The sequence below is a fragment of the Bittarella massiliensis (ex Durand et al. 2017) genome, from assembly GCF_001486165.1.
GTDB lineage: Bacteria > Bacillota > Clostridia > Oscillospirales > Ruminococcaceae > Bittarella > Bittarella massiliensis.
The window spans coordinates 1,086,600-1,098,769 of sequence record NZ_LN908977.1 but is presented as its reverse complement, the minus strand read 5'-3'; the positions used below and the strand labels follow the sequence as shown (position 1 = coordinate 1,098,769).

General features: G+C 65.5%; 12 protein-coding genes. 3 read left to right on the top strand and 9 right to left on the bottom strand.

The features are described 5' to 3' along the window. Positions 1-72: 72 nt before the first annotated feature. From upp to BN3266_RS12070, 5 genes are all read right to left on the bottom strand, one after another. On the bottom strand, positions 73-705 hold the full coding sequence (upp, locus tag BN3266_RS12090) for a uracil phosphoribosyltransferase (RefSeq protein WP_021659362.1): 633 nt from the start codon (positions 703-705) through the stop codon (positions 73-75). A 135-nt stretch (positions 706-840) separates the two neighbouring features. Then, entirely contained in the window at positions 841-1,281 is a 441-nt protein-coding gene (gene rpiB / locus BN3266_RS12085; RefSeq protein ID WP_059005327.1) for a ribose 5-phosphate isomerase B, read from the bottom strand. 2 nt (positions 1,282-1,283) lie between these two features. After that, entirely contained in the window at positions 1,284-1,997 is a 714-nt protein-coding gene (tsaB, locus tag BN3266_RS12080) for a tRNA (adenosine(37)-N6)-threonylcarbamoyltransferase complex dimerization subunit type 1 TsaB (RefSeq protein WP_059005325.1), read from the bottom strand. After that, a complete protein-coding gene (gene tsaE / locus BN3266_RS12075) occupies positions 1,997-2,440 on the bottom strand; it encodes a tRNA (adenosine(37)-N6)-threonylcarbamoyltransferase complex ATPase subunit type 1 TsaE (RefSeq protein WP_059005324.1) in 444 nt (147 codons plus the stop codon). Before tsaE ends, tsaB begins: the two co-directional genes overlap by 1 nt. A gap of 16 nt (positions 2,441-2,456) precedes the next feature. Then, positions 2,457-4,124: a formate--tetrahydrofolate ligase gene (locus BN3266_RS12070; RefSeq protein WP_059005322.1), complete on the bottom strand. Its 1,668-nt coding sequence runs from the start codon at positions 4,122-4,124 to the stop codon at positions 2,457-2,459. 246 nt (positions 4,125-4,370) lie between these two features. On the opposite strand from BN3266_RS12070, the gene BN3266_RS12065 reads away from it, so the two are divergent. Beyond that, positions 4,371-5,483, top strand: coding sequence for an FtsW/RodA/SpoVE family cell cycle protein (locus tag BN3266_RS12065; protein ID WP_242861795.1), 1,113 nt, complete (start codon positions 4,371-4,373; stop codon positions 5,481-5,483). Positions 5,484-5,809: 326 nt separating this feature from the next. Beyond that, the gene (locus BN3266_RS12060; protein ID WP_082671832.1) at positions 5,810-7,516 is read left to right on the top strand and encodes a DEAD/DEAH box helicase; all 1,707 of its coding nucleotides are present in this window, start codon (positions 5,810-5,812) and stop codon (positions 7,514-7,516) included. Between the two features lie 60 nt (positions 7,517-7,576). On the opposite strand, the gene BN3266_RS12055 is transcribed toward BN3266_RS12060, so the two are convergent. Further along, positions 7,577-7,981: a GNAT family N-acetyltransferase gene (locus tag BN3266_RS12055; RefSeq protein WP_059005319.1), complete on the bottom strand. Its 405-nt coding sequence runs from the start codon at positions 7,979-7,981 to the stop codon at positions 7,577-7,579. A 574-nt stretch (positions 7,982-8,555) separates the two neighbouring features. Next, complete coding sequence (locus BN3266_RS12045) at positions 8,556-9,107, bottom strand: P-loop NTPase family protein (protein ID WP_059005315.1); 552 nt, start codon at positions 9,105-9,107, stop codon at positions 8,556-8,558. A gap of 107 nt (positions 9,108-9,214) precedes the next feature. Between BN3266_RS12045 and BN3266_RS12040 the strand changes: the two genes are divergently transcribed. Then, positions 9,215-9,733 (top strand): ferritin-like domain-containing protein, encoded by a 519-nt coding sequence (locus BN3266_RS12040; protein ID WP_059005313.1) that lies wholly within the window; start codon positions 9,215-9,217, stop codon positions 9,731-9,733. 84 nt (positions 9,734-9,817) lie between these two features. Here BN3266_RS12040 and BN3266_RS12035 read toward each other — a convergent pair whose 3' ends face one another. Together BN3266_RS12035 and BN3266_RS12030 are read right to left on the bottom strand one after the other, a co-directional pair. Next, positions 9,818-11,098, bottom strand: a complete 1,281-nt coding sequence (locus BN3266_RS12035) for a metal-dependent hydrolase family protein (RefSeq protein ID WP_059005310.1) — start codon at positions 11,096-11,098, stop codon at positions 9,818-9,820. Between the two features lie 44 nt (positions 11,099-11,142). Beyond that, positions 11,143-12,138 (bottom strand): adenosine deaminase family protein, encoded by a 996-nt coding sequence (locus tag BN3266_RS12030; RefSeq protein WP_059005309.1) that lies wholly within the window; start codon positions 12,136-12,138, stop codon positions 11,143-11,145. Positions 12,139-12,170: the final 32 nt, after the last annotated feature.

Sequence of the window (12,170 nt, the reverse complement as noted above, 5' to 3'; positions counted from 1 at the left end):
GAGCGGGTTTTCGGAATGAAAAAGGCGGCCCCTCCGCCAAAACGGAAGGGCCGCCCATCTGGTTGGAAAAACTTACTTGGTGCCGAAGATCCGGTCGCCGGCGTCGCCGAGGCCGGGGACAATGTAGCTGTTCTCGTTGAGGCGCTCGTCCAGGGCGCCCACATAGATCTCCACGTCGGGGTGGGCCTCCTGCAGGGCGGCAAGCCCCTCCGGCGCGGCGATGACGCACATGAACTTGACCGAGCGGGGGCCGTATTTCTTCACCAGGTTGATGGCGTCGATGGCCGAGCCGCCGGTGGCCAGCATCGGGTCGAGGACGATCACGTCCCGCTCGCTGATGTCGGTGGGCATCTTGCAGTAGTACTCCACCGGCTTGAGGGTCTCGGGGTCACGGTAGAGACCCACGTGGCCGATCTTGGCCGAGGGGACCATGTTGAGGATGCCGTCCACCATCCCCAGGCCGGCCCGGAGGATGGGGACAAAGGCGATTTTCCGCCCGGCGATGATGTGGGCCTTGGCGGTGGCGATGGGGGTCTCGATCTCCACGGCCTTTAGGGGCAGGTCGCGGGTGGCCTCGTAACACATGAGCATGGCGATCTCGCTGATGAGCTCGCGAAACTCCTTGGTGCTGGTGTTCTTGTCCCGCAGCAGGGAAATCTTGTGCTGGATCAGGGGGTGGTCCATGATGAACGGTTCTTTTGCCATTTGAAAATCCTCCTTGTATTTGTCCCAAAGGCGGCTTTGCAGGGGGCTGCCCGGCCGCCGGATGTGCGTCGGTGCAAAGGGAGGGTGGGAAAGGGGGGCCTGTCAGCAGCCTCCGCCTTCCCACCCTCTCAGGGTCTATTGTTTTTTCTTGTCCAGCTCGGTGAGCATATCGACCCGGCGCTGGTGGCGGCCGCCCTCATAGGCGGTGTCGAGAAACACGTCGACCAGCTCGCAGGCCAGGCCGGAGGAAATGACCCGTCCCCCCATGCACAGCACGTTGGCGTCGTTGTGCATGCGGGTGTACTTGGCGCTGTAATAGTCGGAGCAGCAGGCCGCCCGGATGCCGGGGGTCTTGTTGGCGGCAATGGAGATGCCGATGCCGGTGCCGCAGAACAGCAGGCCCATCTCGCATTCGCCGGAGGTGATGTGGGCGCAGGTCTCGCTGGCGATCACCGGGTAGTCCACGCTCTCCCCGTTGCAGCCGCAGTCGATGTACTCGACGCCGCGCTCGTCCAAATGCTTTTTGACTTCTTCTTTCAGGGCGTATCCGCCGTGATCGCAACCGATGGCTAACATATTCACATTCCTCCGTTTAGTCTCTGCCGCTCCTGCCGCTCGCGCTGGGCCTGGGAGAGGCGTATGTAGTGCAGGGCCAGCGCCGCCCCGTCCCCCGCCCGCCGCCGGTTTTCCGGCGCGGCGGCACAGGCGGCCACGGCGCTTCCCCTGGTGGAAAGCAGGTGGGGGGGCGCCAGGCGCACCCGCACGTTTCCATTGTAAATAGTATAGCACATCCGGCCGCCGTCTCCAAGTAGGAAAATGGGCATTTTTTCGTCGCTGCAAAACCGCAGCGCCTCCTCGGCGGCCACCGCCTCGTCCTCGCTCACCCGCTTCAGCGCGCCGCTGCCGTCGGCAAAAAAGGTGGCGGTGTAGACCTGGTTTCGCCGGGCGTCCATACAGGGGACCACATAGCCCCGCCCGTGGGCCAGGTTGTAGGCGGTCGCCTCCAGGGTGGAGACCCCCACGCAGGGCAGCCCGGCCCCGGCGCAGAGGCCCTTGATGGCCGCCGCGCCGATGCGCAGCCCGGTAAAGCTGCCCGGCCCGTGGGTCACCGCCAGCAGATCGACCGACCCCAGGTCGATTTTGGCCGCCTGGAGCATCCCGTCGATCATGGGCAGCAGGGTCTCGCTGTGGGTCAGTTTGATGTTGACAAAGCTCTCGGCCAGGATGACCCCCTCCTCCACCACCGCGCAGGAGGCGGATCTGGCCGAACAGTCCAGTCCCAAGATCCGCATCAGCTCTCCCTCCTCTTGTCGATCTGCAGGTTTTCCACCGTGATCCGCCGGCAGTCTTCCCCCTCCGGCTCGATGGTCACGGTGATGGTCTCCGGGGGGAGGACGGCCTCCACGTTCTCGCTCCACTCCACCGCCAGGATGCTGTCCCCCCGCTCCAGGTAGTCGAAAAAGCCGGTGGTCTCCACGTCGTCGATGTCCAGCACCCGGTACATGTCAAAGTGGTAGAGGTTGACCGGCCCCCGGTACTCGTTGACGATGGCGAAGGTGGGGGAGCTGATCTCCCCGCGCACCCCCAGCCCGGCGGCCAGCCCCCGGGTGAAGGCGGTCTTGCCCGCCCCCATCCCGCCCCGGTAGGCCACCACGTCCCCCGGGCGGAGGTGGGCGGCCAGCCGGGCGGCAAAGGCCTCGGTCTCGGCCACGCTGTGGGAAAGGTAGGATGTCATCTGCGCGTTTCCCTCCTTAAAACAGGCCGGTGATCCGGCCGTCCTCGTCGATGTCGATCTGGCAGGCGGCGGGCCGCGGCGGCAGCCCGGGCATGGTCATGATGTCCCCGGCCAGGGCCACCAGGAATCCCGCCCCCGAGGAGAGGCGCACCTCTTTGACCTGCAGGGTGAAGTCCCGGGGCCGCCCCAGCTTTTTGGGGTCGTCCGAGAGGGAGTACTGGGTCTTGGCGATGCAGACGGGCAGGTCGTCCCGCCCCAGCCGCTCGATCTGGCGCATCTGCTGCCGGGCGGCGGAGGTGTACTCCACCCCGGCGGCGCCGTAGATCTCCCGGGCGATGGCGCCGATCTTCTCCTCGATGGGGAGGGCCGCGTCGTAGAGGGGGGCAAACCGCCCCGGCTCCTCGCAGGCCCGGCAGACCAGCTTGGCCAGCTCCACCCCGCCCGCGCCGCCCTGGGAGAAGACGTCCGACAGGGCGTAGGGCACCCCCATCCCCTCCAGGCAGCGGGCCACCTCGGCCACCTCGCTGTCAAAGTCGCCGGCAAAGTGGTTGATGGCCGCCACCACCGGCACCCCGTACTTGCGCATGTTCTCTAAGTGGGCCTGCAAGTTGGGCAGCCCCGCCCGCACCGCGCCCGGGTTTTCCAGGGCCAGATCGCCCTTTTTCACCCCGCCGTTGTACTTGAGGGCCCGCACCGTGGCCACCACCACGATGGCGCTGGGGGCCAGGCCCGCGGCCCGGCACTTGATGTCCAAGAACTTCTCGGCCCCCAGGTCGGAGCCAAAGCCCGCCTCGGTGATGCAGTAGTCCCCCAGTTTGAGGGCCAGGCGGGTGGCCCGCACCGAGTTGCAGCCGTGGGCGATGTTGGCAAAGGGCCCCCCGTGGAGGATGGCGGGGCTGCCCTCCAGCGTCTGCACCAGGTTGGGGTTGATGGCGTCTTTGAGCAGGCAGGTCACCGCGCCGCTGATTTCCAGGTCCCGCACGTATACCGGCTCTTTTTCGTAGGTGTAGCCCACCAGGATGCGGCCGATGCGCTCCTTTAGGTCTTTCAGGTCGTCGGCCAGGCAGAGGATGGCCATGATCTCGCTGGCCACCGAGATGAGGAACCCGTCCTGCCGGGGCACCCCCGACAGGGGACCGCCCAGCCCCACCACGATGTTTCGCAGGGCGCGGTCGTTCATGTCCATGGCCCGCTTGAAGGTGATGCGCCGGGGGTCGATCCCCAGGGGGTTGCCCTGCTGAATGTGGTTGTCCACCGCCGCGCAGATCAGGTTGTTGGCCGCGGTGATGGCGTGCATGTCGCCGGTGAAGTGGAGGTTGATGTCCTCCATCGGCACCACCTGGGCGTAGCCGCCCCCGGCGGCCCCGCCCTTCACCCCGAACACCGGGCCCAGAGAGGGTTCCCGCAGGGCGATGACGCAGTTTTTGCGCAGCTTCTGCATGGCCTCGCCCAGCCCTACGGTGGTGGTGGTCTTTCCCTCCCCCGCAGGGGTGGGGTTGATGGCGGTCACCAGCACCAGCTTGCCGTCGGGCCGGCCGCGCAGCCGGTCGATCAGGGGTTGGCCCAGCTTGGCCTTGTAGTGGCCGTAGGGCTCCAGTTCCTCCTCCTTGATGCCCAGTTCCCCGGCCAGCCGGACAATGGGCTTCATCTCGCATTCCAGGGCGATCTCGATGTCGCTTTTCACAGTGCATTTCCCCCTTTTCACCCGCCCGGCCCCCACCGGCAGGGCGGCAAATCTTCATAAAGTATACCACAATTCCGCCTTGAATAAAACGGCGCAGTAGTATACAATATACCAAATAGCGGCCACGGCTTGGGCCGCCCTCTTTTTGTCGCTCCCGCCGGGGTGTGCCCGGCGGTCTCGCCGCCCTTTTGCGCGCCGTCTTCTATTATATATAAGGAACAATAAAGGAGCCCTGCTTTGAAAAAAGTGATTCGCTCGGTCCACCAGTACCTCAAGGACACCGACAAGATACTCTGGTTGCTCTGCATCGCCTGCAGCGCCATGTCTGTGATCACCCTCTGTTCGCAGATGTTTTACGGCTTCATCACCAGCAAGGTGGTCATCACCCAATCCCTGGCCACCGGCATCGGCATCGTCATGGCCATCATCATCTCCAAGATGGACTACCACATCGGCGCCACCTTTTGGAAGTGGCACGTCGTCCTCTGTGTGGGGCTGGTGCTGGCCACCTTCGTCTTCGGCATCCAAAACCCCGGCGCCGACGACAAGGCCTGGCTGCCCCTGCCCTTTGGTATGACCCTGCAGCCCACCGAGCTGCTCAAGCTCTCCTTCATCTTCACCTTTGGGATGCACCTGGAGTCGGTGGGGGAGAACATCAACCAGTACAAAAATGTCCTCCTGCTCTGCCTGCACGGGATGATCCCGGTGGGGCTGGTGGTCTTGCAGGGGGACGACGGCACCGCCCTCTCCTTTGTGGTGATTTTTTTGGCCATGCTCTTTTCCGCCGGCATCTCCTGGCGGTATGTGGCCGCCGGCTTTGTGGCCGCGGGGGTGGGCATCCCCATCCTCTGGAACTTCGTCATGAGCGAGAACCAGAAACAGCGATTTCTCATCCTGGCCGACCTCTCGGCCGACGCCAAGAACATCGGCTACCAGCAGTCCCAGGGGCTCATCGCCATCGGCACCGGGCAGACCTTTGGCACCGGGCTCTTTTCAAGCGTCGTCCCGCGGGAGGTGCCCTATGCCCGCAACGACTTCATCTTCTCCTACATCGGGCAGACCCTGGGCTTTGTCGGCTGCCTGCTGGTGATCGCGGTGCTGCTGGCGGTCACCGGGAAGGTGCTGGCCACCGCCGGCCGCAGTTCCGACCGGCTGGGCTACTTCCTCTGCGTGGGGATCTTCGCCATCCTCCTCTTTCAGATCCTCGCCAACATCGGCATGTGCCTGGGGATCATGCCGGTCATCGGCCTCACCCTGCCGTTTCTCTCGGCCGGCGGCACCTCGGTCATCATGCTCTACATGGCCATTGGGCTGGTGCTCAGCGTCTATATGAACAACAAGCAGGAGATCTTCTCCTAAGCCGACAGGGTTCGACGGTCTTTGTACAAGCTGTCAAATTTTTAAAGAAAAGTTTTGACAAATCGCCTAAAGCTGTGCTATGCTTGTATCAGCAATCAACCACGTTCGTACCGAAAAAGGGATGTGAGCGGGGGCCGTAGCGCCCCCCTTCGCAGAGCGCCGACACGGGCCGTGTCGGCGCTCTTTTTGTGGGCATTTGGCGGCTTTGCCGCCGCGCTGCCAGGTGGGGATGTGGTGCAGACCAAGCGGGTGGCGGGCCCCTTTGCGGCCCCCGCCCCAGACCGGCGGGCGGGGAATTGCCCCGTCCGCCAGCAGAAAGGAACCACATGAACGAGATCCCCTTTGACCAACTGGGCCTCACCCCCGAACTCCTCCGCGCCGTGGAGGAGATGGGCTTCACCACCGCCACCGACATCCAGAGCGGCACCATCCCCCTCATCCGCGAGGGGAAGGACGTCATCGGCCGCTCCCAGACCGGCACCGGCAAGACCGCGGCCTTTGCCATCCCCGCCATCGAGATGATCGAAAAGCTCGACAGCCGCCATCAGGTGCAGGTGCTGCTGCTCTGCCCCACCCGCGAGCTGGCCATGCAGGCCGCCGAGGAGGTGCAGAAGCTCTCCAAATACCGCAGCGGGGTCAAGACGGTGGCCGTCTACGGCGGCGCGCCCATCGACCGGCAGATCGCCCGCCTGGGCCAGGGCGCCAACTTCGTCATCGGCACCCCCGGCCGGGTGATGGACCACATCCGCCGCAAGACCCTCAAACTGGACACCCTCAAGCTGGTGATCCTCGACGAGGCCGACGAGATGCTCAACATGGGCTTTCGGGAGGACATCGAGACCATCCTCTCCTTTGCGCCGGAGGAGCGCCAGACCGTCCTCTTCTCGGCCACCATGCCCCCGGCCATCCTCGCCATCACCAAGCAGTACCAAAGAGAGCCCGAGATGGTGCAGATCAACCGCCAGCAGGTGACCATCGACGCCATCGAGCAGGCCTCGTTCGAGGTGCCCATGGGCCGCAAGATGGACGCCCTCAACCTGGTTTTGCGGGCCTACGCCCCCAAATCGGCCATCGTCTTTTGCAACACCAAGAGCATGGTCGACGAGCTCACCTCCTACCTGAACGACCACGGCTTCTCCGCCGCCGGCCTGCACGGCGACATGAAGCAGAGCCAGCGCACCCAGGTGATGGACGGGTTCAAGCGCCGCAAGACCGCTCTTTTGGTGGCCACCGACGTGGCCGCCCGCGGCATCGACGTGGACGACCTGGACATGGTGCTCAACTACGACATCCCCCAGAACAGCGAGTACTACGTCCACCGCATCGGCCGCACCGGCCGCGCCGGGAAAGAGGGCAGGGCCTTCACCCTGGTCTCGGGCCGCAAACAGGTCTGGCAGCTGCGGGACATCGCCCGCCAGACCCGCTCCACCATCGAGCCCCGCCCCATCCCCACCCCGGAGGAGATCGCCGAGACCCGCCGCGCCCGCGCCTTTGAGAAGATGTTGCAGAAGCTGCGCGCCGCCGAGGTCTACCGCTACGCCGACATGGCCCAGGAGCTCTGCGACGAGGGCTTCTCGATGGACCAGGTGGCGGCCATGGCCCTGGAGATGCTCTTCGGCAAGGAAAAACACCTCATCCCCCAGATGGTCAAGACCCCCGTGCGGGGGGAGCGGCTGCCCCGGGGCGCGGGGGTGCGCATCGGCCTGAGCATCGGCCGGGAGCAGCACATCGCCCCCAACTTCATCGTCGGCGCCATCGCCGAGCGCACCGACATCACCGGCCGCGAGATCGGCAAGATCGAGATCTACGACCGCAAGACGGTGGTGGAACTGCCCGCCGACAAGGCGGAGGAGGCCATCCGCGCCATCGACGGCACCAAGATCGCCGGGCGGATCGTCAAGGCCTTCCCCTACACCCCGAAGGAGGGCGAATTTGCAGCCCCCCGCCCCCGCGGACCCCGCCCCTACCGGGCCGACAAGGACCGCCCCCGCCGCCCTGGCCGCTTCCCCAAGCCGGGCAAGAAACCCTTCTAAACCAAATCGCAAAGAGGCCGGATGCACCAGTGGCATCCGGCCTCTTTTTTGGTTGCGGCCCTATATCGCTTTGACAAAGAAAATCTCCAGCGCCTCGCCGGGCAGCAAGAGGGCGCCGGCGTCGGTGTAGCCGCGGCGGCGGTAGAAGTGCTGCGCTTCCTCGCTGGAGAGGGTGGAGGTCAGCACCAGCGGGTGCCCTGCCCCTTTCATCTGTTCCTCCCAGCGGGCGAGCAGCGCCGTTCCGACCCCGCGGCCCCGGCGCCCCTCCAATACAAACAGCAGGTTCAAAAAGGGGGTGTTGTCCCAAAAGAGGTTCCACCGCAGCCAGCCGATGGTCTCGCCGCCCTCCTGGGCGACCATCACCCGCCCCAGGGAGAGCAGCGTCTCCAGTTCCCCCCGTTCGATGTGCCGGTCGCGGGAGGAGAGGAAGGGGAGTTCTCCCTGTCCGGCTACTCTGATGTCCATCTGCATTGTCCTCCTTCAAAGGCCCCGGGTCAAGCGGCGGTTCTCTGCCATCTGGGCAGCCATCATCTGCCCCGGGGCCGGCAGTGTCTTTTGTTCCCTCTGCCATCCAGACCGTTATCACCCATCCCACCAGCAGCATCTTTCCCTCCCCCAGCCAATGTACCGGTCTCAGGAGGGGGGAGAGGAGAGATTTTTCCCTCTTGATATTGTCAATTGCAAAGGGAAAGAAAGGGGAGCTTTGCCTGCCCGGCCACTTCGACCTCTATTGTGTTTCCCTCTTTAAAAGCCCAGCAGCCAGCCGATGCTGGTTCTCCGCTTCCCGGGCGACCATCACCCGCCCCAGGGCGAGCAGTGTCTTTCCCTCCCCCAGCCGATATGCCAGTCGCAGGAGGGGAGAGGATTTCCCCGCATCCAATCTGCCAGTCGCAAGCAGGGACAAAAAGCGCCCTATCTGCCCAGCGCGCCGGTCACAGAACACACGAAAAGAGGCTCTCCTACCCAATCTACCCGTTCGCGGGCAGAGAGAAAGAAAAAACGCCTTCCCCCACCTCAACTCCCCCCCTGCGTTCCCCGTTTAAAGCCCCAGGGCCAGGTGATATTCCCCCACTACCTGGGCGGCGTTCTCCGCCACCGGAGTGGTGCCGTCGGTGCGCAGGACCGGGCAGGGCAGGGTGGCCGCCCACGCCTCGTGCACCCGCAGGCAGGGGGAACCGTCGCTGTCGTAGCGGGCCACGTTGTCGAGGAAGCGCTGGTGCTCTTCAAACATGTCGCCCCCGGGCAGGATGCGCGCCCCAAAGAGGGCCAGTTCCCGCCGGTGGGCCCGCTCCACCCGCACCGGGGCCGGGGCGGTGTTGAGCACCGCCAGGTCAAACAGGGGCACAAAGGGCTGGTTGTAGCTGTCCATCGAGCCCGAAATCACAAAGTGGGGGTGCTGGGAGAGGTCGCCCATCAGCAGGGCGATCCGCTCCTCCCGCGGGCGGGTGCGGGTGAAGGGCACCTCGGTGTCCCACCGCCAGAGGTAGTCGTCCAAGTCAAAGTGCGCAAACCCCAGTTGGGCGGCCACCGCCCGGCCCAGGGTGGTGGTCCCCGAACCGGGGGAGCCGAATACGATGATGCCCCTCGCCATCTGCCTCTCCTCCTCATTTCCGGGCCGCCTGGGGCGGCCGGTGCTGTTTTCAGTATAGCACATCCGCCGCCCCGGTCATAGACTGGCCGGAAAGGAGGGGACCATTCATGCAACCCGTGACAGACGACATCCACTACACCGAGGGGTTTGCCGACCCATCCCCCTGGCCCGACCTGGAAATTGGCGCCCCCAACAGCCGCTGGGCGTCCCTCCTGGCCGAGGACTACGCCGGGGCCGATGGAGAGCTGACCGCCTCGCTGCAATATATCTACCACCACGCCGCCGCCAAGGACTGCCCCGACATCTCCCGCGCGCTGGAGAAGATTTCCATCGTCGAGATGATGCACATGGAGAAGTTGGCCGGGGCCATCCGCGCCTTGGGGGGCGACCCGACCTACTCCGCCGAGGGCCGTCCCTGGTGCGCCGCGGCGGTGCAGTACGGCGGCAGCCTGGGGGAGTACCTCCACGCCGACCTGGCCGGCGAGTACGCCGCCATCCGGAATTACCGCCGCCACATCGCCCAAATTGGCGACGAGGGCGTCTGCAAACTGCTGGCGCGCATCGTCAAGGACGAGGAGGTGCACCTTCGCATCTTTCGCCAGCTCATCGAGAAGTACGGCCTCTGATCGGGGCGCAAAAAAGAGAGGGGGAGGGCCCGCGGGCCTTCCCCCTCTCTTTTGGCGTTCACCCCCCGACAGAGGGTGCAAAGGCTAAATGAATTTGTCCAGCTCCGCCTCCACCTGGGGCATCTTCTTCACCTTGGGGGCGCGGATCGGTTTGCCCCGGGCAACCACCATCGCCACCTCCCGCAGGGCGGTCAGATCCTCCAGCGGGTTTTTCGCGGTGACGATCATGTCGGCGCACTTGCCCGGCTCCAGGGTGCCCAGCCGGTCCCCCAGCCCCGCCAGCTCGGCGTTTTTCTTGGTGGCGGTGGAGAGGGCGAAGGCGTTCGACACCCCGCAGTACTTGTGAAAGTAGTTCACTTCCCGCCACATGTCGTAGTGGGTGATGTAGGGGCAGCCGGTGTCGGTGCCCAGCCCCACCGGGATACCGGCCTTCAGGCAGGCGCGGGCGCACTCCACGATCCCCTCAAAGACCACCGCGCCGTTGTACTGCTCCATCTCCGACACCCCGCTCACCGCCCGGTCGAAGAGGGCGTAGGGCAGCGCGGGGGAGAGGGTCGCGATCTGGCAGGCCCCCCGCTCTTTGAAGAGGGCGAGGATCGCCTCGTCCGGCTTGGCCCCGTGCTCGATGGTGTCCACCCCGTTTTCCAGGGCCACCCGCACCCCCTCGGGGCTCTCTACGTGGGCGGCCACCTTCAGGCCGTGGCGGTGCGCCTCGTCGCAGGCGGCCTTTACGTATTCCGGCGGCATCTTCAGCTCCCCCGGCTCGCCCTTCTTCTTGGCGTCCAGCACCCCGCCGGTGATCATCAGCTTGATGATGTCCGGCTTTTCGGCGGCGATTTTTGCCACATAGTCCCGCGCCTCGTCGGCGCTGTGGGCCTCGTAGGCCAGCGACCCGGCCATGTGTCCCCCCGGCACCGAGACCGCCATGTTGGCCGCCAGGATGCGGGGCCCCACGATTTCCCCCGCGTCGATGCGGTCGCGGATGGCGCTGTCGCAGTCCAGCACCCCGCCCATGGTGCGGATGGTGGTCACCCCGCTCATGAGCTGGGTGCGGGCATAGCCCTCGCACATCTTCCTCAGCACCGCCTTCATCAGCCCGTTGCTGGTCATCAGCTTCACCATCTTCACGTTGTCCTGCTGCTTCTTTTTGGGCTTGCCGTTGGCCGGCAGGTGCACGTGCATGTTGATGAGCCCCGGCATCAGGTACTGCCCCGCCAGGTCGATTATTTCATACCCGGCCAGCTCGCCCCCCTCCGGCTCGATGGCGGCGATCCTCTCGCCGTCGGTCTTGACCACCAGCCCCGCCCGGGGCTCCATCTCCTCGCTGCCGTCCAGCAGGATACCGCCTGTGTACGCGTATTTCATCTGCCTGTGCTCCTCTCTCCTGGGGCGGGACGCCGTGTCCGCCCCTACTCCTCCAAACAGGCCCGCAGCCGGGCCACCAGTTTCGCCTTTTCCTCCGGCGGCAGGAAGGCCGCCTCGGCGCTGTTGATGTTCATCAAAATCAGATCCCGGTCGCAAAAGCCCATCCGGCGGCAGTACTCGTACTCCCGCTCCAAGCTGGTGCCCAGCACCGTCAGGTTGTCGGTGTTCACCGTCACCTTTACCCCCTGGTCGTAGAGCACCTTCAGCGGGTGCCGCCCGTCCTCGGGCAGGTCGTAGGAGATGATGCTGCTCACCGGGCACATCTCCAGCGTCACCCCGCGGGCCTTGACGATTTCCGCCAAATCGGGCCGCTGGGCCACCTGGTAGCCGTGGCCGATGCGGGCGGTGCCGAAGGGCAGGCACTGGGGCACCTCGAATTCCGAGTGGCAGGTGGCCGGCACCCCCAGCTCCCGCGCCAGGTCGAAGAGGTCGGCGTAGTCGGACAGGTGCTCCTCGTACCCCGCCAGATCGACCCCCACCACCTTGCTGCCCGCGGCGATGAACTCGGCCGCCAGCCGCACCGTCTCCAGGTTTTCATCCCGGTTTACCTCGGCCGGCTCCAATTTTCCCATGGCGCACAGCAAAATGCCCACCGCGATTTCTGGGCAGGCGGCCTCTCCGTCGGCCACCCCCTGTAACACCGCCTCGATGGCGTCGCGCTGGGTCAGCCCCTTTTCCCGGTGGAGCTGGGGGGCGAAGCGCAGTTCGGCGTAGCAGACCCCCTCGCCCGCCAGCCGGGCGATCAGGTCGGCCGTCACCTGGCGCAGGGCGGGGGCGGTCTGCATCACCGCCAGGGGCAGGTCGAACTCCTTGAAATCGGTGCCGTTCTCCCCGGGCTGGATGACCATCCGCCGGGTGACCTCCTCCAGGGTCAGCTCCCCTTCGGGCAGACCCTGGTCCTTGGCCAGTTGCCAGGCGGTGGCCGGCGGGACCGAGCCGTCGATGTGCAGGTGCAGTTCAATTTTGGGAACAGTTTTCAATTCGTCGTCCTCCTTGCGCGGGCGGGGCCCGT